Source organism: Streptomyces sp. NPDC051320 (assembly GCF_040682175.1).
Lineage (GTDB): Bacteria > Actinomycetota > Actinomycetes > Streptomycetales > Streptomycetaceae > Streptomyces.
In genome coordinates this window covers 322,376-347,214 of record NZ_JBFBAL010000002.1, presented here as the reverse complement: position 1 = coordinate 347,214, position 24,839 = coordinate 322,376, and the positions used below count along the sequence as shown (strand labels likewise).

The following is a 24,839-nucleotide window of genomic DNA, read 5'->3' as shown; positions in this document are numbered from 1 at the left end:
GATCAGGTGCAGCAGGAGCAGGGGCAGCAGCAGGAGGTGCCGCCGGCGGCGACGTCGGCGAGGTCGCCCTCGGAGAGTTCGGCCATGTCGATCTGGGGGGTCTCGGGGATGTGGAACTCGTAGCGTCCGGTGGCGAGTCCGGTCTCGTAGAGGCCGACCTGGACCTCGAGGTTGCCGTCCTGCTGGCCCTCGGGGACGGTGCGTACGACGATGATCTCGGCGTCGTCGGGGAGGGTGAGGCCGGCTTCGGCGAGTGCGGTGCGGGGGTCGCTGCCGAGCTTGGCCGCGAAGGTCTCGCTGGACCAGGCGGTGATCAGGGCGCGGGTGTAGCCGTTCACGAATTCTGCGCGTGCTCGGGGATCCAAAGCCACGGTTTTCTCCTTGTCACATATTCGCTGTCACGTATTCGCTGTCGTGTGCTCGGTGTAGCCGACTCGGTGTCGCGTTACTCGCTGTGGTGATGCTTGCTGCCGCATGGTCGCCGGTGACATGGATAAAGCTGTCACGCTTTCCGGTCCCGGCCAAGACTTAATCGGACCGAAAGGGCTATTGCGTATTCGGTGCGGGGAAATGCGCTGCGGTACGCCTGGGCTTTACCGGAATCGCCCGTACGCATGCTTACGTATACGTACGGGGGCCGGGTACGGCGAACGCCCCGGACCTGGAGGGTCCGGGGCGTTCGTGTCGCTGCTGCGGCGGGGGATCAGGTGCAGCAGGAGCAGGGGCAGCAGCAGGAGGTGCCGCCGGCGGCGACGTCGGCGAGGTCGCCCTCGGAGAGTTCGGCCATGTCGATCTGGGGGGTCTCGGGGATGTGGAACTCGTAGCGTCCGGTGGCGAGTCCGGTCTCGTAGAGGCCGACCTGGACCTCGAGGTTGCCGTCCTGCTGGCCCTCGGGGACGGTGCGTACGACGATGATCTCGGCGTCGTCGGGGAGGGTGAGGCCGGCTTCGGCGAGTGCGGTGCGGGGGTCGCTGCCGAGCTTGGCCGCGAAGGTCTCGCTGGACCAGGCGGTGATCAGGGCGCGGGTGTAGCCGTTCACGAATTCTGCGCGTGCTCGGGGATCCAAAGCCACGGTTTTCTCCTTGTCGCGTGCTCACTGTCGAGTGCCGAATGGTCGCCGGTGACTCGAACAAAGCTGGCACGAAGACACCGCGACGCCAAGACCTCACCTGCCGGCGGCCGTAGTTAAGTATTGAGCGGTGGCAGGGGTTCCGGTACATTCTCGAAGCGGAGCCAATTCGATACGTAGTGCCGTGCGTGGTGCCGCGGTACGGGGATACGTATCCAGCGGCGTGTACGCATTTACGCAAAGGAGTTTCCGGTGAACCCGAATCTGAAGATCTTCATCACCATCTTCTGCTACATCAGCGGTGTGGTAGGTCTCTTCAGCGCGGTGACCGCGTCGATCCACAAGCCCGCGGAGTCGACCACCGCGATCGTGGCCGGCGTGCTCGGCGTGATGTTCCTGCTGGCCGGCGTCGCGCTCACGCGCAAGCCCCGGTACTGACAGGGCCGCCACCCGGATCACGGTGCGGCGACCGGGCGCAGGCCCGTCGCCACACCGTGATCCCGCGCGTTCAGGGGCAGTTGTACGCCGTGGTGGACAGCCCCGGGGTCCCTGACGCGACGAAGCCGACCAGCATCACCCAGGCGTCCGGGTCGTCCCTGAAGCGCCGCCAGCGGTCCGCGGCCAGGGCGAGCTCGGCGATGGACAGCTGGCCGGATGCCACCAGCGGCTCCAGTCGCTGCGGTCCCAGATGCGGGGCGAAGTCCCCGACGGGCCGGTCGTCGCTGCTCGTCGCGAAGAGCCGCAGTTTCACCTCGTCGAAGCCCGCCGCGCGCAGCATGCGGGTCATCCGCCGCCCGATCGTGCGGTCGCCGCCCGCCGTGCTCTGCGCCGCCGCGACCTTCGCATGGATGCGCGCGAGTTCGGGGTAGGCAGGTTCGGCCAGACCCCAGCAACCGCCGTCCACCTCAACGGTGATGACGCGGCCGCCGGGTCTGAGCACCCGGGCCACCTCGGCGAGGGCAGGCTTCGGATCGGGCAGGTGCTGCAGTACGTAACGCAGCAGTACGGCGTCCACGCTGCCGTCCCGCAGCGGCAGCCGACCGGCGTCGCCCACCGTCTTCGCCGCACCCTCGGCCGTTCCGTGGGCCAGCAGTTGCTCGTCGACGTCGAGGGCGACGACGGACAGCTCGGGCAGCGCCGCGCGCAGCCGCCGGGTGACCGCGCCCGGCCCCGCACCGAGTTCCAGCAGCACGCCGCGCTCCGGCATCCCGGCCTCCCGCAGCACCCGCAGCTCCTCCGGGAAGGCGAGGGCGGCCTGCGCTTCCAGCCGGGCGAGTTCACCGTTCAGTCCGCCGCCGGTGGTACGAGCCGGGTCGTAGGAGCCCGCCGGGGAGCTCACCGCGGCGGTCATCGGGTCATCGCCGGAGCGGTCGTCGGGTCGGTCATCGGGTCGTTCGTCGGGTCGTTCACGGCGGCGTTCATCGGGACCTCGCGATCATTCTCATGCCGTGCTTGGGACGCAGGGTGACCAGGGCCTCCGGTTCCACGGGGAACCCGTCGACCAGCTCCAGGCGCACCCGTTGGGTGAGCATCGCCAGCACCAGTACCGCCTCCACCATGGCGAAGTGCTGGCCGATGCAGACGCGGTCACCGCCGCCGAACGGCATGTACAGGTGGCTGGGTCCGACCGGCTCGGCGAACCGGTCGGGGTGGTACGCATCGGGTCGGTCCCAGTACCGGGGATCGCGGTGCAGCACCCACTGGCTGATACACATCAGGGTGCCCGGCTCGACGTCGTAACCGTCGACGACATCCGCCTCCCTGGCTCGCCGGGAGGTCAGCCACACCGGCGGATACAGCCGCATGGCCTCCTGGACGGCTCTCCGGCACAGCGGTAGCTCTGCCAGATCGGCGGCGGTCGGGATGCGCCCCGCGAGCACCCGGTCCACCTCCTCGCGCACCCGGGCCGCCTCCTGCGGGTTCCGGTCGAGCAGGAAGAGCGTCCAGGTCAGCGACTTGGCCGTGGTCTCGTGGCCCGCCATGATCAGCGTGAGGACCTCGTCGCGCAGTTCGCCGTCGGACAGCTGGTGCGGGCCGTTCAGCATGGCGTCCAGCAGCGTGTTCCCCGGGCCGCCGGCCACCCGGTGGGAGCCGATCAACGTGCTGGTGACCATGGAGAGGAACATCCGCGCCTGCGCGAAGTCCCGCTGCCGACGGGCCGTGTCGGCCGGGTCGGGATCCTCCGGCGGTACGTAGTGGCCTATGCATCGGTTCACCGCGTCGACCGCCTGCCCGAAGCCCTCGCCGACGCCGTCGAGATCGGTGCCCAGGATCGCCCGCGTCACGATGGTGAGGGTCAGCGCCGCCAGATGGTGGTCGACGGCGAGTGGTGTGCCCGCCGTGACCGCGGGCTCCCAGCGCTCCAGGAGGTGGTGCGTGGCCTCCGTGATGACCGTGTCGAAGGCCTTGACCGCGCCCGGCCGGAACGCCGGGGCGCACTGGTGGCGCTGGCGGGCCCACTCCTCGCCGTTGCTGGTCAGCAGGCCGTTGCCGAGCAGCGGGCGCAGCATGTGGTCGTCCGGTGTCTGTTCCTTGGTGTAGTTCGCGCCGTTGTCCTTGAGGACGTGCCGGGCGAGATCGGGCCGGTTCAGCAGATACACCGTGTCGCCGTCGGCCGTGTGACGGGTGACGTCACCGTAGGTACGCGCCAGGCCGGTGACGAATTCAAGCGGTGCGTGCCGCATCTGTTCCAGGTCGACGTCGTCCGCCGGGCCTGGCGGCATGGTCAATTGTTTGGGCATAAGGCGGACCACCTGTCATGGGTGCCGGTTCGATTCGTCCGTACATTCGTCCGTACATTCATCCGTGCGTACGGGGCGGCGGTGTCGGCATGCGTACGGAAAATGCGTACGGAAAATACGTACTGCACTACGTACTGACGATGCGTACAAGCGTGCGGGATACGTAAGCCAATGGGGCCGGACACCGCAATCTAGCGCGCCGTGACCGCCCGATTCAATGCTTCGCCCGCTCGGCCGGGAAGTGAGGTATTGGCCTGCTGCGGGCGCCGTGGAAGACTGCTGCGCGGAAAGTTCCAGCGGAAGAGGAGCAGCCAGGTGGTCGTCGACGGGGGCAACCCAATCACCGTTCGAGGTCTTCGAAAACAATACGGGGACCACGACGTGGTGCGTGGTGTCGACCTTGATGTATTCCCCGGGGAAGTCTTTTCTCTGCTCGGTCCGAATGGTGCGGGGAAAAGCACCACGGTCGAAATTCTGGAAGGAATTCGCAGCCGCAGCGGCGGTGACGTGAAGGTGCTCGGCGAGGACCCGGCGGCCGACCGGCGGGACTGGCGGGCGCGCATCGGTGTGGTGCCGCAGAGCACGGGCACCTACCCGGACCTCACGGTGCGCGAGGTGGTCCAGCACTTCGCGGCGTTCTATCCGGCACCGCTCGGCGTCGACCAGGTCATCGACATGGTCGGACTCGCCAAGCACCAGCGCACCCAGACCCTGGCGCTCTCCGGCGGCCAGCAGCGCCGCCTGGACGTAGCCGTCGGTGTCGTCGGCGACCCCGATCTGATCTTCCTCGACGAACCCACCACGGGTCTTGACCCGGTGGCCCGGCGCGAGGCGTGGGACCTCGTACGGTTCTTCGCCGACCGGGGGACGACCACCGTGCTCACCACGCACTACCTCGACGAGGCAGAGGCGCTGGCCCAGCGGGCCGCCGTCATCGTGGAGGGCCGGATCGTCGAGGTCGGCCCGACGGCCGGGCTCGGGGGCCGGGCCGACACCCCGGCCACCGTGTCCTTCCGTCGTCCGGCGGAGCTCGACCGGCTGGCGCTGCCGGCCCTGCGGCCGGAGGCCCGGGCCGAGGAACACGGCAATGCGGTCAGTGTGCTGACCGAGCACCCGAGTGAGGTGCTGCGCACCCTGCTGGCGTGGGCCGCGGACGCCGGCGTACCCGAACTGCTCGATCTGCGGGTCCATCGGCCGACCCTCGAAGAGACCTACCTCGACCTGATCCGTCGCAACAGCGAACTGGGGACCTCATGACCAGTACCCAGCCAACCGCCGCCGAGGTGGCCACCACCACCGTGCGGGCCCCGGCCACCGCGCGCCGCCTGCCCGGTATCTGGCGGGCGAGCATGGCCAGGTCGGCCGTCGAACTCAAGGGCTTTTTCCGCAACAAGCAGTCGCTGATCTTCACCCTGCTCTTTCCGGTGCTGCTGCTCCTGGTGTTCGGATCGATCTTCTCCGGCACCGTCAAGGGCACGCACACCGACGTCAAGCAGGTGTTCATGGCCGGGATCATCGCGGCCGGCGTGATGAGCACCGCATTCTCCGGCCTGGCCATCAGCATTGCCATCGAGCGGGACACCGGCACCATCCGGCGCCTGGGCATCACCCCGATGCCGAAGACCGCCTACTTCGTCGGCAAGCTGGTCCGGGTCGTCGTCACCGCGGTGCTCGAGACGATCCTGCTCGTCGGGATCGCGGTGACACTCTTCGGGCTGCCGATGCCCGACACGGCGCAGCGCTGGGCCACCCTCGGCTGGGACCTGGCCCTGGGCACCATCGCCTGCGCGATGATCGCCGTCGCCTACAGCGCGCTCATCCCCAACAGCCGGTCGGCTGCCGCGATCGTGACCCCGGTGTTCATGGTGCTGCAGTTCATTTCGGGGGTCTTCTTCCCGTTCAACCAGCTGCCCTCCTGGATGCAGGGCGTGGCGGCGCTCTTCCCCGTCAAGTGGATGGCACAGGGCTTCCGTTCGGTGTTCCTGCCGGACTCGTTCGCCGTAGTTGAACCGGCCGGCGGCTGGGAGCTCGGCCGTATCGCCCTGGTGCTGGCGCTGTGGACGCTGGCCGGTGCGGTGCTCTCGGCGCTCACCTTCCGCTGGCGCGGTCCCCGGGTGAACTGAGATGACCACCGTCTCGCGCCCCGTCACCGTGCCGCTGCCCCCGCACCTCGGGCACCCGTTCGCTCCGGCCGGGCGAGCCAACCCGGGCCCCGCCTACCGCTGGTTGCAGTTGCACGATCCCGTCCACTACGACCCGTACTCCCGGATGTGGTGGCTCACCAGCCATGCGGCATGCGGCGCCGCGCTGCGCGACCACCGGCTGTCGGCCGCGCTCGGCCAGCGGGAGCGGGCCCGGGACGACGCGCTGCCGCCCTCGATGCTCACCACCGACCCGCCGGAGCACCAACGGCTGCGCAACCCGGGGCAGTTGCTGCTCGGTCCGGCGGCGATCCGCTCCCTGGAGGGGGTGCTCGGCGAGGAGATCGACGCTCTGATCGGCGCCCTGCCCGATCGTTTCGACGCGGTCGAGGCGATCGGAGCGCCGTTCGCCACCGCCGTGTTCGGCCGGCTCTTCGGCCTGCCGCGCACCGACTGGGCACGGTTCGAGCTGCTGGCGGGGGCCGCCTCGGTCAACCTCGACCCGCTGGCCGGAAGCGAACGCGCGGCGGCCGGCCGGGCCGCCATGGGGGAGCTCAGCCGTTTCCTGACCGCCCACGCGCGTACGGCGGTCGCCGGGCCACTCGGCCGCCTGATGGCTGACGACCGGATCACCGAGCGCGAGAAGACCGGCATCCTCGGGCTGGCCGTCGTGGGCGGCTGGCAGCCACTGGCCGAGATGGTCGGCAACGCCCTGTACTGGCTGCTGCCCCGCCCCGAAGCCGTGGCGGTACTGCACGGCAGCGGCGGCGACACCGGACACGGTGCTGACGGCGGCGGCGCGGCCCGGCTGCTGGTGGACGAGTTGCTGCGCCTGGAGGCGCCCATCCCGTTCACCGCGCGGGTCGCCACCGAGGAGGTACCGCTGCCCGGCGGCACGGTGCCCCGCGACGGCCGGGTGCTGATCATCATCGCCGCCGCCAACCGGGACCCGGCGGCCTTCGAGGACCCCGACGAGCTACGGCCGGGCCGCACCCCCAACCCGCAGCTCGCCTTCGGCGCCGGTACGCACTTCTGCCTGGCCGCGCAACTGGTGCGGACCGCAGGCGCGTTGTTGTTGCCCCGGCTGCTGGGCCGCTTTCCGGGCCTCGCGCTGACCACGGCACCGGACGCCCTGGCCTGGGACCCGAGTCCGATCCCCAGACGGCTGCTGAGCTGTCCGGTGACCACCACGGGGAGCGCCGATGCGGGCTGAGGTCATCGTGGTCGGCGCCGGGGCCGCCGGGCTGATGTGCGCCCGGACCCTCGCCGACCGGGGGCTGCGGGTCGCCGTGCTCGAGGCCCGGCAGCGCATCGGCGGCCGAATACGGACCTTCCGCCCCGGTGACGGCGGCCCCTCGCTGGAACTCGGCGCCCAGGTCGTGCACGGCTCGGCGAGTCCTGTGCACCGCATGGCCGGACCGCTGGACGTGGTCCCGCGTACGGGAGGCGCGGGCGCGGTCAGCGCGGGGCGCGCCCACGACATGGCGGACCTCGGAGGGGGCGGGCGGGCGCCGTGGCTGTTGCAGCACCGCCTCAACCGCGCGCCGGGAGCGGCCGGCGGCTCGGTCGCCGACTGGCTCACCGCCCAGGGACTGTCCGGCACCGAGAGCTCGGCGGCCCGGGAATGGTTCGCCCAGCACTGGGCCGTGGGCCCCGAGCGGCTCGATGCCTACGGTGTCGCGGCCGCCCACCTCTCCGACGGCGTCGGAGAGGGCGAATACGCGGTCCCCGGTGGCTTCGACCGGCTTCCCGAGCGTCTCGCCGCCGGACTCGACGTGCGCTGCGGGACCCCGGTCCGCGCGGTGGAATGGTCGCCGGGGCGGACCCTCGTACGGACCGACGACGGAGAGCTGCAGGCGAGTGCGGTGGTCGTGACCGTCCCGCCGGCCGTCGTCGCCGCCGGCGGACTGAAGATCGCCGATCTGCCGGCCGCCAAGTACCAGGCCGCGGGTCGCCTCCCTGCGGGTGACGCCTGTTGCCTCGTCGTCACCTGTGCACGCCCCGCGCCGGACTCCACCGTCGTCTTCGACGCGGACGGTCTGCGCGGCTTCGTGAGCTGCCGGGCGGGCAGCCCCCAGGTGCTGGTGGTGGCCAAGGCGGCTGCCGCGGCAGCGGTACGGAAAGCGGCAGCGGGCCCGTACGGAGAGCTGCTGCGACTGCTGCAGCCTGCCCTGCCCTGGACCGCCGGTGCCCGGGTGACCGATGTGACGGTGGCGGACTGGGGTGAATCTCCCTGGAGCCTCGGCGCCTTCACGCACGCCGGACCCGGCGCGGCGGCCGCCGCCGACACCTGGGCGGATCCGCTCGGCGACACGTTGTTCTTCGCGGGCGAGGCCACGCTGGCCGGTCACCGGCTGCCCTGGGTGCACAGCGCGCTCGACAGCGGGCAACACGCGGCCGAGCAGATCCTGTTGGGAGTCCGGCGATGAACCGACCCAGCAGAACGGCCATCGGAACGGACACGGGCACCATGCGCGCAGAAACGAATCTTCACACCGGCTGGTATCTGGCCGCCTTCCGGTCCGAGCTGAGCGGCGGCGACATCACCCCGCTCGCCATCGGCCCCCGCCGCCTCATCGCGGTCAGCGACCAGGACCGGATCCGGCTGTTCGACGCGAACTGTCCGCACCGCGGCGCCCACCTCGGCCACGGCGGCACCCTCGACGCCGGCTGCGTCATCTGCCCCTTTCACGGCAAACGCGTCGCACTCGGCGATCCGGCCAAACGCTGGTCGGTCCGTGAGTACCCGGTCCTGCAGTGGGGCGACGCCCTGTTCACCCGACTCACCGATGACGACACCGACGACCGGGGCCTGCCCGAGGCGCTGAGCGCCTTCGCCGGCACTCACCCGCTGGTTCCCGCGCTGACCCAGCAGATCGCGGCGCCCGCCGAGCTGATCGTCGAGAACGCCTTCGACGGCGAGCACTTCACGGCGCTGCACAAGGTGCCCAAGGTCACCGGGATGGTCGCCACCGCAGGCGAGCGGGGCGAACTCGTCATCGAGGGCGAGTTCCTGATGCAGACCTCCCCCTGGCAGGACGACCGGGCGAAGGAGGAGATCCGCTGGAACGCCGTGCGGACCGGGGTGGTTCGCTGGGACTACCGGCCCAGGTTCCTGGCGCGGGCGTTCAGCCCCACCGTGGTGGTCACTGAATTCGGGCCGCCCGGCCGGACCCATGTCATCGTCACCGCCGCCGTGCCGACGCCGGACGGCTGTGTGGCCCGCGTCGCGATCGGCGTTGCGGAAGGGCACGAGGGGGAGTTGCCCATGCTCATCCAGGGCAGCCACAAGGCGCTCGCCGAGGACACGGAGATCTGGGAGAACCTGGACCTCGAAGCGGTACCCCGCTACGACGCAAGTGACCGCCCGGTGCTCGCCTACCGCTCCTTCTGCGCGGCCTTCGGGCAGCTCACCTCCGGACCCCTCGCCTCCGGACCCCTCGCCTCCGGGCAGCCCGCATGAGCGCGGTACGGGAGCTCCTCGCCACGACGACGTACGGCAGCGGCCCGGCGGTCCTGTGGATCCACGGCTACACCATGGACTCCAGCACCTGGCAGCCGCTGTGGCAGCTGCTGCCCGGCCATCGGCACATCGGCGTCGACCTGCCGGGCCACGGCCGCTCCGGTCCCGTCCCCGCCGGGCTCACCCTGCCGGAGCTTGCCGCGGCCGTGGCCGAGCTGGCGCGCGACGAACAGGTCTCCAGGATGGTCGCGCTGTCCTTCGGCTCGCTGGTGGCCACCCAGCTCGCCGTCGACGAACCCGCGCTGCTGGACCGGCTCGTGCTGGCCGCGCCCACCCTGGGCGGTGCCCCGGCGGAGCCGCACGCCAAGCGCCGCTACCAGGAACTCACCATGCTCAGGCGCCTCGCCGGTGCATCGGCGCCGCTGGCGGACCTGTGGATGACCTCGCCGCCCGACATCTTCCGGGGCACCGAGAAACACCCCGAACTCCGGGCCCGGCTGCGGCAGGTGATCGCGCGGCACAGCTGGGCCGAGCTGGACAACGGGGCCATGCGGACCCTGACCACCCGGTGCCACACGCCGTCCGACCTGGCCCGGATCGAGGCCCGCACGCTGGTGTTCGTCGGCGACGAGGACATGCCGGTGTTCACCGCCAACGCCCGGCTGCTGCGCGACACGGTCCCCGACTGCCGGCTGCGGACGGTGGCCGGCACGGGGCACCTCCCGCTCCTCGAACGCCCCGAAGCCGTCGCGGCCGACCTCGCGGCTCAGCTGGCCTGACCGCCGCACCACCACGGTGGGCGACCCCACCGGAGGACGCCACCCCACCACTTACGGAGTACTCATGACCCGCAAGGTGCTCGTCGTCGGCGGCGGACCCGCCGGTTCCATCAGCGCGACGCTGCTCGCCCGGGCAGGACTGTCCGTCACCCTCCTGGAGCGCGAGCGCTTCCCCCGCTACCACATCGGCGAATCCATCGCCCCCTCCTGCCGTGCCATCATCGACTACGCCGGAGTCGGCGAGAAGATCGAAGCGCGCGGCTACCAGGTCAAGCGCGGCATTCTGCTGCGCTGGGGCACCGAGAAGGAATGGGCCGTCGACTGGCGTGAAATGTTCGGCGAGGACATCAGGTCCTGGCAGGTCGACCGCGCGGACTTCGACGCGGTGCTCCTCGACCACGCCGCCTCCCAGGGCGTCGAAGTGATCCAGCAGGCCACCGTCAAGGAGATCCACTTCGCGGACGGCCGTGCGGTCGCCGCCGACTGGGAGCACGAGGGCCGCACGCGGCGTACGGACTTCGACTACGTGGTGGACGCCTCGGGCCGCGCGGGCATCCTCTCCGCCCGGCAGCTCAAGAACCGGCGCCGCCACGACGAGTTCCGCAACGTCGCCATCTCGGCCTACTACCGGGGCGGCACGCTGCTGCCGCGTACCCCCGCGGGCGGCATCAACTGCATCTCGTCGCCGCAGGGCTGGTACTGGGTGATCCCGCTCAAGGACGACGAGTACAGCGTCGGGTTCGTCACCCACCAGACGCAGTTCCAGCAGCGCAGGCCCAAGTTCGCCTCGCTGGAGGAGATGTTCCACGGGGTGGTCGGCGAATCGGAGACGGTGCGGGACCTGGTGGCGGGCGGCACCTTCCGGGGGCCGGTGCGGGTCGAGCAGGACTTCAGTTACGTGGCCGACGAGTTCTGCGGGCCCGGCTACTTCATGGCGGGCGACGCCGCCTGTTTCCTGGACCCCCTGCTGTCGACCGGCGTGCACCTCGCCATGTACAGCGGGCTGCTGGCGGCGGCATCGATCAACGCGATCGAGCACGGCGACGTGACCGAGCCGGAGGCGCAGGGCTTCTACGAGGCCCTCTATCGCAATGCCTACCAGCGGGCGTTCTCACTGGTCTCCGGGATGTACGGCAAGTACCAGGGCCGTAAGCACTACTTCTGGCTCGCGCAGACCCTGCTGCGCGAGGGCAGCCGCACCGAGGAGCCGGACAGCGCGTTCGGCGCGATCATCGCGGGGCTGAGCGATCTGCAGGACGCCACATCGGGGCGCGGCGTCGCCCCGGCGCTCGGTCTCGGCGAGGCAGCCGAAATAGCCCGCCGGCGGGCGGTGGACCAGCAGCAGCCGTCCGGAATGACCACGGCGCCGATGAAGATCGACCCGGACGATCTCTACGACGCGGTGTCGGGGCTCAGCCTGGTCACCGAGGACCGGCTCGGCATCCGCCGCCGCGTCTGACCGGGCGGCCGTACCGGGTTCTGAGCGAGGTACAAGTGAGGGGAAGTCATGCCTGTGCGCACCACCTATGACGCCGGTGCGGCCTGCTGGATCGACCGCATCTCCGCGGAACCGGCCGGGGCCGAGGCGTTCTACGCCGCGCTGCTCGGCTGGGAGTACGCCGAAGAGGGCGGTTACCGCACGGCCCGAAGTGCCGGGGAGCTGGTGGCCGGGTTCGGTACGGCGCCGGGGCGGCTGGAGCTCTGGGTGGTCTATCTGGCCGCGAAGGACCTGGACGCCACGGCGGCACGGGTCGTCGAACTGGGCGGCACCGTGGTGCTCGCGCCCCTGGACGCGGGGGAGAACGGCCGGTTGCTGCTGGCCGCCGATCCGGCAGGCACCCTGGTCGGTTTCTGGCAGGGCCGGCGCGCGGACGGGGTGGTGCTGGCAGACGAGACCGGCGCCGCCTGCCGTTACGAACTGCACGTACCCGAGACGGCCGCGGTGGCCGGTTTCTATGCCGGTCTGGGCGCGGACCCGGCCATCCGGCTGGTGGCGGACCCCTCCGGACCCGCGCACTGGCTGGTGCACTTCGGCGTCGACTCGCTGACCGGCGCGGTGCGTACGGCGCTGGCCGCGGGCGCCCGGGTCACCGGGTACGACGACGGATCCGTGCGGCTGCTCGACGCGCGCGGTGCCCGCTTCGGTCTCGTCGCGACGGACGTGCCGGCGTCCGCCGCGTGAACGGGTCCATGCGTAATCGGATACGCAGCCGAGATACGTACTGCCGAAGAAACTGAAGTATGTTCGAGCCATCGCCCCCGTGATTGACTTGTCCCGCATTCAAAGAAAGCAAGACAACTTTGAGCCAGGGGGGCAGAGAATTGGAGCGTCCTCGTCTAAAAGCGCATTTCAATACGGAAATCGTGGACGGCGACAAGGTGTTTCTCGTCGCTGAGGACCAGCACTACATGGTCCGCGGCGCCGATCCGGTGGCGGTACTGCCCTATCTCGACGGCCGACGGACCGTCGGCGACATCGTCCAGGCCCTGCACGGCGAACTCTCGATTCCCCGGGTGCTCACGGCTCTGCGGCGTTACGAGGCGGCCGGTCATCTGGCCGAAGGCCGCCCCGAACTGCCCGATCAGGTACTCGCCTTCTGGGACGCCCAGGGCATCGACCCGGCCGCCGTGGCCGCAGGGGCGAAGGGCGTGACCCTGATCGCGCTCGGCTCCACCGATCCGGCCCCGGTCGCGGAGGCGCTGCGGGCCAACGGGGTACGCGTCGCGGCGGGCGACGAAAGTGGCGAGGCCGGACTGGCCATCGTGCTCGCCGACGACTACCTCGATCCGGCGCTGGCGGAGGTCAACGACCGGCGGATCGCCGACGGGCGTCCCTGGCTGCTCGCCAGGCCGGCCGGAGTGACCGCCTGGCTCGGTCCGCTGATGCAGCCGGGACAGACCGGCTGCTGGTCCTGCATGGCCCAGCGGATATCCGAGAACCGGCAGGTCGAACGGTACTTGTCGGGGAAGCGGGGCGAATCGGTGCCCCGGCACGCGACCGCCGCCGCGCTGCCCACCGGACAGCAGGCGCTGGCCGGCCTGCTCGCCACCGAGGCCGCCCGGTTCCTGGCCACCGGCGAATCCGCCGCGCTGGCGGGCCGGATGGTGACCCTGGACCTGGCGGTCCTGGGCACCAACGAGCACACCCTGGTACGCCGCCCGCAGTGCCCCTCCTGCGGTGACCCGGCGATCACCGCGCAGCGCAGCCCCAAGGTCGTCCTCAGCCCGGGGGCCGCCCGGCACACCACCGACGGCGGCTACCGCACGCTGCCTCCGCAGCTCACCTATGAGCGGCTCAAGCACCATGTCAGCCCGCACCTCGGGGCGATCACCAAACTCGGGGCGCACGACGACATCGGAAACGGCATCACCTACGCCTTTACGGCCGGCCACAACTTCGCCATGGTCAACGACAACATGGATTTGCTGCGCCGCAATATGCGCGGCCAGAGCGGCGGAAAAGGCAGGTCGGAAACACAGGCGAAAGTCAGTGCGCTCTGTGAGGCGATCGAGCGTTATTCGGCGGTCTGGCGCGGTGGCGAACCGGTCCGCCGCGCGGCCTACGAAGAACTCGACCCGGCCGTCGCGCTCCACATGGACGAGCTGCTGAATTTCTCCCCGGCCCAGTTCGCCGGACGCGACGCCTGGAACGCCGATCCGGAGCACCGTATCCACCTCGTGCCGGAACGTTTCCGCACTGACCTGGAGCTGGACTGGTCGACCGCGTGGTCGCTCACCCACGACAGCGAGCGGCTCGTCCCGACCGGTTACGCCTACTACGGCCACCCGGACCTCGCCCGGCACTTCTACTGCGTCGGCGACTCCAACGGCGGGGCCAGCGGCAACACGCTCGAAGAGGCGATCCTGCAGGGGTTCTGCGAGGTCGTCGAGCGGGACGCGGTAGCGGTCTGGTGGTACAACCGGCTGCGCCGCCCAGCCTTCGACCTCGACTCCCTCGAAGACCCGTACATCGACGCGCTGCGCCGGTTCTACGCGGGCATGGACCGCGATCTGTGGGTCCTGGACATCACGTCCGACCTCGGCATCCCCACCTTCGCCGCGCTCTCCCACCGGCGGCACCAGGTCGAGGACATCATGGTCGGCTTCGGGGCCCACCCCGACCCGGCGATCGCGGTGATGCGGGCGCTGACCGAGGTGAACCAGTTCCTGCCGTTCGTCGAGCGGCGGGACGCGGACGGTAACACCGAGTACCGCACCGACGACGTCGAGACCCTCAAGTGGTGCCGCCAGGCCCGGTTGCAGGACGAGCCGTGGCTGCTGCCCGACCCGGCGCTCCCGACCACCACCCTCGCGGACCACCCGGGACTGCCCGGCCACGACCTCGCGAGCCACATCCGCGAGTGCGTCGCGCGGGCCGGGAAGGCCGGGGTCGAGGTGATCGTGCTCGACCAGAGCCAGCCCGACCTCGATCTGAACGTGGTGAAGGTGATCGCGCCCGGCATGCGGCACTTCTGGCGCCGGCTGGCCCCAGGACGCCTCTACGACGTACCCGTACAGCTCGGCCTGAGAGACCGGCCGACGCCCGAGGAGCAGGTGAACCCGTGGAACGTGTTCTTCTGACCGGACCCGCCCCGGCGCCCGGACCCGCCCCCGTGCCCGCCTCCGTAGCCGCCGCCCGCACCGTGCTCGGCCTGCGGTCCGACGCGGTGCTCACCGTCACCGACGAGGCGCTGGTGGTCACCGGACCGCTCTGCGTCCTGCGGCTGCGTGAACTGCCCGCGAGCGTGCGGGCGGTGGTCGCGGATCTCGCCGCGGGCGAGCACACCGAGGAGGACCTCGGTGCGGCAGTGGTGGCCGGGGACGGACTGCCGGCCCTGCTCCGGCTGCACGTGACGCTGCGTCGGCTCGACGCCGAGGGGCTGCTCGACCACACCCTGACCGCGGGCGGTCTGCCGCTGGTGCGGCTGCGACCGGTCGGCCGTGGCCGCACCGAGCTGCCGCCCGCCCCGGCGGCCGACACTCCCGTCAAGCTCTCCCGGTTCGCCCTCGCCCAGGTGCAGGACGGGCGGTTGACGGTCGCCGCACCCGGCAGCCACCTCAGGGTCGAACTCGCCCCGGCCGCCGCTGCCCTGCTCGGCGCGCTGGCCGACTGGACCACGCCGGCCGGCATCGGAACGCTGCCCGGGCTCCCGGAGGCCGGCCAGGCGCTGCGGCTCTTCGGCGCCGCCGGGCTGCTCGCCGCCGGGGGGCCCGGGGACGACACCGAGTCGCAGGAGCCGTCCCAGGCCCTGTGGGAGCCGTCCGACCTGTGGTTGCACGCCCGCAGCCGGGGCCCGATGACCGTCACCGAGTACGGCGGCACCTATCCGGGCGCCGGCCGTTTCGAGCCGCTCCCCGCCGTGCCGCCCGCCCGCTCCACCCGTACGGTCGCGCTGCCGGTACCCGACCTGGCGGCGGTCGCCCGGCAGGATCCCTCGCTCACCGAGGCCCTGGAGAGCCGCCGTTCGGTCCGCGAGCACGACGACGCGGCGCCCATCACCGACGTACAGCTCGGCGAACTCCTCTACCGCGCGGCTCGTTGCCGGCAGACCTTCACCGGCAGCGACGGTCAGGAGCTCGCCGACCGTCCCTACCCCAGCGGCGGCGCCGTTCACGAGCTGGAGATATATCCGCTGATCAGCCACTGCGCCGGTCTCGACCCGGGCCTGTGGCACTACCGCACCGACCGGCACGCGCTCGAACGGGTCGCCGAGGCGGGACCGGCGACGGCCGCACTCGTCCGGGGTGCCCGCGAGGGCGCCCTGATGGAGAGCGACCCGCAGATCGTGCTGCTGGTCGCGGCCCGTTTCGGCCGGGTGATGTGGAAGTACCGGACGGTCTCCTACCCGCTGTTGCTCAAGCACGTCGGCGTCTTCTACCAGACCGTGTACCTCATCGGCGCGGCCATGGGACTCGGCGTGTGCGGACTGGGCGGTGGGGACGCCGCCGACTTCGCCGCCGCCACCGGCCTCGACCCCCGCACGGAGGGCAGCGTCGGCGAACTCGTCCTCGGCAGCCGGCCCGCCGTGCTGCGGCACCCGTCCGGGGTGCCGGTGATCCAGGGGCGGGGCAGCGACGGGCCGGTCATCGCGGGTCCGGACATCGAGGGGGAGGAGCGGCCGTGAACTTCCGGTTCAAGGCGCTGCAGCGGATGCGCGAGCCCGACGAGCTGGACTCGCCGACGCTGCTGGCCGCACCGCGCGGCTGGATCGCTGTCTTCGTCGTCATGATCATCATGGCCGGTGCGACCCTCTGGGCCTTCCAGGGGAGCCTGCCCATCAGCGTGTCCGCACCGGGCCTGCTCACCCGCCCGCTGGGCAGTGCCAGCGTGCAGAGCCCCGTTCCCGGCACCGTGCGGCGTGTCCTGGTGCACGTCAAGGGCACCGTCGCGGAGGGCCAGCCGGTCGCCACGATCGAGGGAGCGGACGGCCGGAGCACCGACGTCACCAGTCCCTTCTCCGGTCATGTCGTCGGTCTCGGCGTCAGCCAGGGGCAGGTCGTGCCGGCCGGCTCGTCCGTCGCCACGGTCGAGCGCACCGACGCCTCCGACGACCGGATGGTCGCCATGGTCTTCGTGCCCGCCGCCCGCGCCGTCGGCCTGGCACCGGGCAAGTCGGTGGACCTCTCGGTGTCCACCGCGCCGCCTCGCTCCTTCGGCCTGCTGCGCGGACGGATCAGCTCCGTGAGCCCCTATCCGCTGACCTCCGGCGAACTCTCCGGTCTGGTCGGCGGTGAGCTCGCCGCCCGGAGTTACGTCTCGACCAGCCCACCCCGCCTGGTCGTCGTCGACCTGGTCAAGGACGCCGGTACGACATCGGGTTACGCCTGGTCCACCACGAACGGCCCGCCGAGTCCGCTGAGCACCCAGGTGTCCGTCAAGGCCACCATCAATCTGGGCAGCCAGACGCCGTTCAACCTGATCCTCGGGCGCTGAGGGGACAGCCATGTCACAGACCATCGACACCGATGCCCGTAAGAACGGCGATCCGTCCCCCGCCGCGAAGACCGAGCCGCCGGCCGCGCTCGATCCCCGTACCCGCACGATGCGGTGGCGGCACAAGGTGCCCACCGTCATCCAGATGGAGTCGGTGGAGTGCGGCGCCGCCAGTCTCGCCATGATCCTCGGCTACCACGGGCGGTTCGTCCCGCTGGAGGAGCTGCGCGGCCTGTGCGGGGTGTCCCGGGACGGCGCCAAGGCCTCCACCGTGCTGGCGGCCGCCCGCGCCCACGGAATGATCGCCAAGGGTTACCAGGCCGAGGCCGAAACGCTCAAGGACCTGTCCGCGCCGGTCATCATCTTCTGGGCCTTCCAGCACTTCATGGTCGTCGAAGGCGTACGCAGCCGGTTCGGCCGGACCGTCGTCGCCGTCAACGACCCCGCGGCCGGACCCCGGCTGATGGACTGGGAGGAGTTCGACTCCGGGTTCACCGGGATCGTGCTGTCCTTCGAGAAGGGTCCCGACTTCCGCCCCGGCGGCAAGGAGGGCAAGGTCGGTGCCGCGCTGCTGCAGCGCCGGCTGCCCTCCGGACGGGCCCTTCCGCTGGTCCTGCTGGCCAGCGCGCTGCTGGTACTGCCCGGCATCGCGGCTCCCGCCTTCAGCCGGGTCTTCATCGACCGCGTTCTGTCGGGCGGTCAGCAGGACTACCTGATGCCCCTGGTGATCTTCATGGTGGCCGCGGGTCTCGCCACCCTGATCCTCACCTCCGTACAGCGGCACTATCTGCTGCGGCTGGAAATGCGGCTGGGTCTGGCCGGCTCGGCCCGGTTCTTCCGGCATCTGCTGCGGCTGCCCATCGACTTCTTCCTGCAACGGCGGCCCGCCGAGGTCGCCAAACGGGTCTCCGGCAACGACGTGGTCGCCGAGATCCTCTCCCGCGACCTGGCCCTTTCGGTCATCAACCTGGTGCTCGTCAGCTTCTACGCGGCCATCCTCATCCGGTACGACGTCCTGCTCGGCGTCATCGGCATCGGCATGGCGCTGCTCAACATCGCCGTGCTGCGCTGGGTCTCCCGCAGCCGCACGGACGCGGTGGTGGCGCTGCGCGCCGACCGGGGCAACCTGACCGCCACCACCTTCACCACGCTCAGCCTGATCGAGACCGTCAAGGCGACCGGTTCCGAACCCGACGCGTTCACCCGCTGGGCCGGCTACCTCGCCAAAGTCATCTCGGCGAAACAACGCCTCGGCCCGCCGACCGCCGTGCTGACCGTGGTACCCGCCATGCTCGCCGCGCTCAACAGCGGACTGATCCTGCTGGTCGGCGGCGAACGCGTGGTGGACGGGGCGATCAGCGTCGGCATCCTGGTCTCCTTCCAGACCCTGCTGTCCGCCCTGAGCCGCCCGGTCACCCAACTGACCAACCTGGGCAGCCGGCTCCAGGAGGTCACCGCCGACATCAAGCGGCTGTACGACGTCGAGCGCTACCCGGCCGCCGCCGTCTTCGATCTCCCCGACGACGACACCCTCAGCCGGCTCGACGGCTATCTGGAGTTCCGCGACGTCCGCTTCGGCTACAGCCCGCTCGCCGAACCGGTCATCAAGGACCTCAGCCTGAATCTGGTACCCGGCCGCCGGGTCGCCGTCGTCGGCAGCTCCGGCAGCGGCAAGTCCACCCTGGGGCGTCTGATCACCGGACTCTACGAACCCTGGTCCGGGCAGATCCTGCTGGACGGCAGGCCCCGCCAGGAGATCGCCCGCACCCAGCTCGCCGCCTCCGTGGCCTACGTCGACCAGGACATCGCCCTGTTCGAGGGGACCGTCCGCGACAACCTCACGCTGTGGAACAGCGACATCCCCGACGACGACGTGATCGCCGCCCTGCGGGACGCGGCGCTCTTCGACGTGATCGCGGCCCGGCCCGGCGGCATCAACAGCCTCATCGCCGAGGACGGCCGCAACTACAGCGGCGGACAGCGCCAGCGCCTGGAACTCGCCAGGGCGCTGGCCGTCCACCCCACCCTGCTGATCCTGGACGAGGCCACCAGCGCACTCGACCCGGAGACCGAACGGCAGATCATGGACAACCTGCGACGCCGCGGCTGCGCCTGCCTCACCATCGCGCACCGGCTCTCCACCGTCCGCGACGCCGACGAGATCATCGTCCTGGAGCAGGGCGTCATCACCGAACGCGGCACCCACGACGAACTGCTGGCGCTGAGCGGGCAGTACACCGCGCTCATCGAGTCCAGCCGAAGAGCGCAGGAGGACGCGTGACCGCCGCACCCAGCCTGGCCGGCGAGGAGTTCGTGCCGTTCCTCACCGAGGCCGCCACCCCGGTGGAACTCACCGGCGACCGTTTCGTGCACTTCGACGACATCCGCCGGGTCCTGCTCGTCGAATCCGGCGCGGTGGACCTCTTCGCGGTCGAGATGCGCGACGGCGTCCCGCACGGCCGCTGGACCTTCCTCAACCGGGTGGAACGCGGCACGATCCTCATCGGTACGCCCTACGGACCGCGCCACCGCATTGTCGGACGTCCGGTCCTCGGCTCCCGGCTCTCCTACCTCCCGTTCTCGCACGTCGAATCGCTCTCCGGTGAGGGCGCCCGGAGGCTGCCCGACGCCGAGTACCGGGCCACCGTCGAGCAGTTCGTGACCGGCGTCGAGCAGGGCATCGTGGCGCTCGCCGAGGCCCTGCGCAACGCCCTGCCACCCCGCAGCTTCGTCCCGCTGGCCGACACCGGAAGCACCGAGGCCGCCGACGGGCAGGCCATCCGTACGGTCGACGGGGTGCGCTGGGTGCTGATCGAAGAGGGCTCGGCGGAGATGGTCGAGGGGGTGGCCGGCCGCATCGGCCCCGGCACCGACATCTGTGTCACCGAGCGGGACTGGCTGATCGCCCACGGGGCCACCCGGCTGTACGCCCGCTCGCTGCAGGACCTGCTGCACAACGGCGAGTTGTGGGGGCGCTGGGTCACCCACGCCGCACGCCTGCTCTACGTCATCGACCGGCGGGTGGAACGCCGCCGCGTCGAGGAGGCCGAGACGCTGCTGCGCCGCCGGGCCCGCGACCGCTCCACGATCGTCACCGCGGCCCGCGGCTTCGAGTCCGTCATCCGGGACACCGAGGCGCGCATCAAACTCACCGAAGTGGCCGCCGACCCGGCGCCGCTGGCGGCGGCCCGGCTGGTCGCCTCGCACCAGGGCTTCACCGTCAGGACGCCCGTGTCGGGCAGCGGATACGGCCGGGACGTGAGCGATCTGCAGGCCATCGCGCTGGCCTCCGGAGTACGCACCCGCGCGGTCCGGCTGGACGGCGACTGGTGGCGGCAGGACCTCGGCCCGATGATCGGGTACCGGAAGATCGGCGACGCCCCGGTGGCCCTGCTGCCGATCGGCCGCGGCTATGTGCTGGCCGAGGGCGGCACGGTCGTGCCCGTGACGGCCAAGGTCGCCGGGGACCTCACCGGGCAGGGCACGGTGCTGTACCGGCCGCTGCCCCCCGGAGTGAAGTCCATCGCCGGACTGCTGCGCTTCGGCTTCCGCAACAACCGCCGGGACCTGTGGACGTTCGCCGTGATGGGGCTCGCCGTCTCACTGGTCGGGCTGCTCGTGCCGATCATGACGGGCGAGGTGCTGGGCGTCTTCGTGGCCGAGGCCCGCCGCGACCTCATCGTCGAGGGAGCCCTGGTGGTCATCGCCTCCGCGCTGGTGGTCGCGGCCCTATCCATCCTGCAGAACATCGCGGTGCTGCGCATCGAGAGCCGCACCACCGCGGCCATGCAGGTCGGCATGTGGACGCGGCTGCTCTCGCTGCCCGCGTCGTTCTTCGCCAGGTACTCCACCGGAGAACTCGGTACCACCGTGCTGGGCATCAGCGCGGCCCAGGAACTGCTCTCCGGCATGATGACCACGGCCGCCATCGGCCTGCTGACCGGGCTGGCCAACCTCGGCCTGGTCTACTTCTACAGCGTTCGGCTGGCCCTGCTCGCGACCGTACTGGTCGCGGCCGGCGCGCTGTTCGCGCTGGTCGCCGGCTACTTCGAGGTGCGCTCGCAGCGCCGCCTGTACACGTACGAGCAACGCATGTCGTCGCGGGTGTTCCAGCTGCTCACCGCCATCACCAAGCTGCGGGTGACCGCGTCCGAGGAGCGGGTCTTCGGGGTGTGGGCGGCGCTGTTCAGCAAGGGCCGGACCCAGGCGGCGGTCTCCCGGCGGGTGCAGAACGCGGTCACCACCTTCAACGCGGCCTACCCGGTGTTCTGTTCGGCGATCCTGTTCGCCGTGGTCGGCGGCCCGTTCAGCGGCAAGGTGCCGATCGCCGCCTTCCTGTCCTTCTTCGCCGCGTTCAATCTGCTGCTCGCCTCCAGCCTCCAGTTCACGGCCGCCGCCATCACCGCCATGGGCGTCGTACCGATGCTGGAGGAGCTGCGGCCGCTGCTCGAGGCGGAACCCGAGACGAACGACATCCAGGCGGACCCGGGTGACCTGTCGGGCAGGATCGCGCTCTCCCATGTCGCCTTCCGCTACAAGGAGGACGGGCCGCTCGTCCTCGACGACGTCACGCTGACCGTCGACCCGGGAGAGTTCGTCGCCCTGGTCGGCCCGTCGGGCAGCGGGAAGTCCACCGTGCTGCGGCTGCTGCTCGGCTTCGAGCAGCCGGGTGCGGGATCCGTGCTGTACGACGGCCAGGACCTCGCGGAGCTCGACGTGTCCGCCGTTCGCCGGCAGTGCGGGGTGGTGCTGCAGCACGGCGCGCTGCTGGCCGGCAGCATCAAGACCAACATCGTCGGCAGCAGCAGCTACACCGCCGACGACGCCTGGGAGGCCGCGACGATGGCGGGCATCGCCACCGACATCGAAGCGATGCCGATGGGCATGAACACGGTGCTCTCCGAGGGCACCAACACGCTGTCCGGCGGTCAGCGGCAACGGCTGATGATCGCCAGGGCGCTGGTGGCCAGGCCCCGCATCGTCTTCTTCGACGAGGCGACCAGCGCGCTCGACAACCCGACCCAGAAGCTGGTCGCGGAGTCCACCCGCAAGCTGAACGCCAGCCGGGTGGTCATCGCCCACCGGCTGTCCACCGTCGCGGACGCCGACAAGGTCGTCGTGCTGGACGGCGGCAAGGTCGTCCAGCAGGGCCGGTACGAGGAGCTGCTGGCGGACACCGGCGGCCTCTTCGCCCGGATGGCAAGCCGCCAGATCTCATGAAGCCACGCCAATCCGAGGGGGATGCCATGGAGTTCGCGCTGCTCATTTTCGGCGAGGAGAAGAGCTGGGACCAGATGTCCGAGGCGGAACGCGAGGAGCGGTTCACCGCCAACCGCGTCTTCGGCCGGTCCCTGGCCGAGGCCGGTGTCACCGTCAGATACGGCGCCCGGCTCGCCCGCCCCGAGATCCTCGAGGCCGAACCGCGGGCCGGGGACAGCGCCCTGGAGCTCGGCGGCATGTGGTTGATCGAGGTGGCCACCGAGGAGGAGGCCCTGGCGTGGGGCGAGAAGGTCCCGGTCGGCGAGGGCAACCGGGTGGAAGTGCGCCGCTGCGACCGGCCCCGGCCGGCCGGAGCGTGAGGCGGATGCGCACCGCGACGGCAGCGAAGGCAGCGCACGGCGCGTCCGAACCGAGCGCGTCCGAACCGAGCGCGTCCGAACCGAGAGGAACCAGAGTGAACGAGCGTACCGACGAATACTTCCTGTCCTGCTACCTGACCCCGCCGGGACCCGGGGCGATCTTCTCGGTCCGGCACGACCAGAACGTGGTGCTGTGGCGTCGTTCCGGCTCGTCCGTCGAGCTCGTACGCCTCTGGGAACTGGAACGTGTCAGCGGCCAGAAGCACCACTTCTGGCCGCTCTACACAACCGAGCGCACCGAGGCGTTCCTCGCCGCGCTGCTGGCCGAGGAAGGGCTCACGCCCGCCGACATCAGCGTCTGCTGGGGCACCCCCGGACTGCCCGCGGCGCAGCCCGTCCCGGTGCCTGCGGGCGCCGGTGACTTCCCGGTGCACAGCCTGGCCCATCTGTTCAGCGGTCTGATGACGGACACCCGGATGTTCCGGCAGGAGAAGATCGTCGCCATGGCGATCGACGCCCTGCCGGACTACGTCCAGGACAACGGCCCCACCCGCTACTGGTACGCGGGCTGCGTCGCCGACCGGGGGAGACTGACCTTCGCCCCCGTCGAGTCCCCGGCGCCGCTCTACACGGCGGCCGAAACCCTCTTCGGGCAGGAGCCGGGCACCCTCATGGCGCTCGCGTCGGCGAGCCGCACCGAGATCCGTTTCGACGCCGCCGCCGCGATCGCGGGCGTCAGCCTGCACGGGGGGCAGGTGCAGCCGTGGAAGGAGGCGTTCGCCCTGGTCCGGGCCATCGTCGACGCGGCCGAGGCCCAGCTCGACTCGGTCGCACTCGACGGCGCGTTCACCCGCGAGGAGAACCTGCGCAGTGCCGCCATGAAGGTGGTGCAGCGCTGCTCCGAACTGGTCGCCATCCGCAACGTCGAGCAGCTCATCGAACTCGGCGACCTGCGACCCGAGGAGTGCTATCTGTCGACCAGCGGCGGCTACGCGCTCAACTGCCCCACCAACACACTGCTGATGGACCGCTTCGGCTTCCGCGGCCTGCTCACCCCGCCGTGCGCCAACGACTCCGGGCAGGGCATCGGCCTCGGCCTCCTCGGACTGCACGGCACCGGCGTCCTCGCCGAAGCCGAGTTGCGGATCGACTCCGCCTACCTGGGCCGTGCGGCCGGTGATACGGAGGAGGCGCTCGCGGAATTCGCCCCCTGGGTCGAGTCGGCGGACGCGGCCGAAGCCTTCGACCCGGAGCGTTTCGTCACCGACGTGACCGACTCGGTGGTCGCGTGGGTCGACGGCCGCGCCGAGATCGGGCCGCGCGCACTCGGCCACCGCAGCCTCATCGGTGACCCGCGTTCCCCCCGGGTCAAGGACCTGCTCAACGGCTACAAGCAGCGCCAGTGGTGGCGGCCCGTCGCACCGATGGTGATGGCCGAACACACCGGTGAATGGTTCTCATCGGACCGCGAATCGCCGTACATGCTGGAAGCCGTGCAGGTCCGTCCGGAGGTCAGGGACCAGGTTCCGGCCATCCTCCACCTGGACGGCTCGGCACGCCACCAGACGCTCTCCGCCGACGCCAACCCGCTGCTGCACCGGGCACTGACCGCCTTCCGGGACGCCACCGGGGTGCCGATCCTCTGCAACACCTCGCTCAACGACCGGGGCGAGGCCGTCGTGGACACGGCGGCCGAAGCGCTCAACTTCTGCGTACGCAAGGGCATCGGTGTGCTCTACCTCAACGGCCGCCGCATCGCCCTGCGGACCGGGGACGAGCAGCTCGCCGCCCGCGCCCCGGCGGGACCCCGGCCGCGCGCGGTGGAGTTCTTCGCCGGCCAGGAGGAGGACCGCGACGCGATCTGGCAGGACTGGCTGGACCGGGGCTACACGGTCCCCGGCATGTTCCTGCTGGCCCGCTCGCCCGAGCTCCGCGCCGAAGGCACACTGGCCACCCCGGAACGCGTCAACCTGCTGGCCGGCTACCGGGCCTCGGTCGACGCCTCGTTCGCCGGCCTCGCCGACAACTTCCGCCGCACCCACGGCCCGGGTGCCTCGTTCTCCGACCCGTCCACGCTGACCGGGGCGTTCGGTGTGGTCAACGCGCTGCGAAACGGTGGAAGTTCCGCATAAT

At 70.9% G+C, this 24,839-nt stretch carries 20 protein-coding genes; 16 read left to right on the top strand and 4 right to left on the bottom strand.

The window, feature by feature from the left end:
* Positions 1 to 2 precede the first annotated feature (2 nt).
* Both AB0M87_RS05620 and AB0M87_RS05615 read right to left on the bottom strand, forming a co-directional pair.
* The gene (locus AB0M87_RS05620; protein ID WP_365850383.1) at positions 3 to 371 is read right to left on the bottom strand and encodes a hypothetical protein; all 369 of its coding nucleotides are present in this window, start codon (positions 369 to 371) and stop codon (positions 3 to 5) included.
* Positions 372 to 703: 332 nt separating this feature from the next.
* On the bottom strand, positions 704 to 1,072 hold the full coding sequence (locus AB0M87_RS05615; RefSeq protein WP_365850383.1) for a hypothetical protein: 369 nt from the start codon (positions 1,070 to 1,072) through the stop codon (positions 704 to 706).
* Between the two features lie 249 nt (positions 1,073 to 1,321).
* On the opposite strand from AB0M87_RS05615, the gene AB0M87_RS05610 reads away from it, so the two are divergent.
* On the top strand, positions 1,322 to 1,507 hold the full coding sequence (locus AB0M87_RS05610) for a hypothetical protein (protein ID WP_365850382.1): 186 nt from the start codon (positions 1,322 to 1,324) through the stop codon (positions 1,505 to 1,507).
* A gap of 70 nt (positions 1,508 to 1,577) precedes the next feature.
* On the opposite strand, the gene AB0M87_RS05605 is transcribed toward AB0M87_RS05610, so the two are convergent.
* Positions 1,578 to 2,420: a methyltransferase domain-containing protein gene (locus tag AB0M87_RS05605; protein WP_365850380.1), complete on the bottom strand. Its 843-nt coding sequence runs from the start codon at positions 2,418 to 2,420 to the stop codon at positions 1,578 to 1,580.
* Between the two features lie 67 nt (positions 2,421 to 2,487).
* Positions 2,488 to 3,810 (bottom strand): cytochrome P450, encoded by a 1,323-nt coding sequence (locus AB0M87_RS05600; protein WP_365850379.1) that lies wholly within the window; start codon positions 3,808 to 3,810, stop codon positions 2,488 to 2,490.
* 315 nt (positions 3,811 to 4,125) lie between these two features.
* On the opposite strand from AB0M87_RS05600, the gene AB0M87_RS05595 reads away from it, so the two are divergent.
* From AB0M87_RS05595 to AB0M87_RS05525, 15 genes are all read left to right on the top strand, one after another.
* Positions 4,126 to 5,067 carry an ABC transporter ATP-binding protein gene (locus tag AB0M87_RS05595; RefSeq protein WP_365850378.1) on the top strand — a complete coding sequence of 314 codons (942 nt, stop codon included), beginning with the start codon at positions 4,126 to 4,128 and terminating at the stop codon, positions 5,065 to 5,067.
* Positions 5,064 to 5,933, top strand: coding sequence for an ABC transporter permease (locus AB0M87_RS05590; RefSeq protein WP_365850377.1), 870 nt, complete (start codon positions 5,064 to 5,066; stop codon positions 5,931 to 5,933). Before AB0M87_RS05595 ends, AB0M87_RS05590 begins: the two co-directional genes overlap by 4 nt.
* Before the next feature lies 1 nt (position 5,934).
* Positions 5,935 to 7,164 (top strand): cytochrome P450, encoded by a 1,230-nt coding sequence (locus tag AB0M87_RS05585; RefSeq protein WP_365850375.1) that lies wholly within the window; start codon positions 5,935 to 5,937, stop codon positions 7,162 to 7,164.
* The gene (locus tag AB0M87_RS05580) at positions 7,154 to 8,380 is read left to right on the top strand and encodes an FAD-dependent oxidoreductase (RefSeq protein WP_365850374.1); all 1,227 of its coding nucleotides are present in this window, start codon (positions 7,154 to 7,156) and stop codon (positions 8,378 to 8,380) included. The genes AB0M87_RS05585 and AB0M87_RS05580 overlap by 11 nt, the downstream gene beginning before the upstream one ends.
* A gap of 41 nt (positions 8,381 to 8,421) precedes the next feature.
* Positions 8,422 to 9,414: a Rieske 2Fe-2S domain-containing protein gene (locus AB0M87_RS05575; protein ID WP_365850373.1), complete on the top strand. Its 993-nt coding sequence runs from the start codon at positions 8,422 to 8,424 to the stop codon at positions 9,412 to 9,414.
* A complete protein-coding gene (locus AB0M87_RS05570; RefSeq protein WP_365850371.1) occupies positions 9,411 to 10,193 on the top strand; it encodes an alpha/beta hydrolase in 783 nt (260 codons plus the stop codon). The genes AB0M87_RS05575 and AB0M87_RS05570 overlap by 4 nt, the downstream gene beginning before the upstream one ends.
* A 64-nt stretch (positions 10,194 to 10,257) precedes the next feature.
* Complete coding sequence (locus tag AB0M87_RS05565) at positions 10,258 to 11,652, top strand: NAD(P)/FAD-dependent oxidoreductase (RefSeq protein WP_365850370.1); 1,395 nt, start codon at positions 10,258 to 10,260, stop codon at positions 11,650 to 11,652.
* A gap of 48 nt (positions 11,653 to 11,700) precedes the next feature.
* Positions 11,701 to 12,375 (top strand): VOC family protein, encoded by a 675-nt coding sequence (locus AB0M87_RS05560; RefSeq protein WP_365850369.1) that lies wholly within the window; start codon positions 11,701 to 11,703, stop codon positions 12,373 to 12,375.
* An 83-nt stretch (positions 12,376 to 12,458) separates the two neighbouring features.
* Positions 12,459 to 14,774, top strand: coding sequence for a TOMM precursor leader peptide-binding protein (locus AB0M87_RS05555; RefSeq protein ID WP_365850368.1), 2,316 nt, complete (start codon positions 12,459 to 12,461; stop codon positions 14,772 to 14,774).
* Positions 14,756 to 16,318 carry a SagB family peptide dehydrogenase gene (locus AB0M87_RS05550; protein ID WP_365850366.1) on the top strand — a complete coding sequence of 521 codons (1,563 nt, stop codon included), beginning with the start codon at positions 14,756 to 14,758 and terminating at the stop codon, positions 16,316 to 16,318. The genes AB0M87_RS05555 and AB0M87_RS05550 overlap by 19 nt, the downstream gene beginning before the upstream one ends.
* Positions 16,315 to 17,127, top strand: a complete 813-nt coding sequence (locus tag AB0M87_RS05545; RefSeq protein ID WP_365850364.1) for an HlyD family efflux transporter periplasmic adaptor subunit — start codon at positions 16,315 to 16,317, stop codon at positions 17,125 to 17,127. Before AB0M87_RS05550 ends, AB0M87_RS05545 begins: the two co-directional genes overlap by 4 nt.
* A gap of 10 nt (positions 17,128 to 17,137) precedes the next feature.
* Positions 17,138 to 19,408 carry an NHLP family bacteriocin export ABC transporter peptidase/permease/ATPase subunit gene (locus tag AB0M87_RS05540; protein ID WP_365850362.1) on the top strand — a complete coding sequence of 757 codons (2,271 nt, stop codon included), beginning with the start codon at positions 17,138 to 17,140 and terminating at the stop codon, positions 19,406 to 19,408.
* Complete coding sequence (locus tag AB0M87_RS05535) at positions 19,405 to 22,347, top strand: NHLP bacteriocin export ABC transporter permease/ATPase subunit (RefSeq protein WP_365850361.1); 2,943 nt, start codon at positions 19,405 to 19,407, stop codon at positions 22,345 to 22,347. Before AB0M87_RS05540 ends, AB0M87_RS05535 begins: the two co-directional genes overlap by 4 nt.
* 26 nt (positions 22,348 to 22,373) lie before the next feature.
* Positions 22,374 to 22,706 (top strand): hypothetical protein, encoded by a 333-nt coding sequence (locus tag AB0M87_RS05530; protein ID WP_365850360.1) that lies wholly within the window; start codon positions 22,374 to 22,376, stop codon positions 22,704 to 22,706.
* A gap of 95 nt (positions 22,707 to 22,801) precedes the next feature.
* On the top strand, positions 22,802 to 24,838 hold the full coding sequence (locus AB0M87_RS05525) for a carbamoyltransferase C-terminal domain-containing protein (protein ID WP_365850358.1): 2,037 nt from the start codon (positions 22,802 to 22,804) through the stop codon (positions 24,836 to 24,838).
* The last annotated feature ends 1 nt before the right edge of the window (position 24,839 follow it).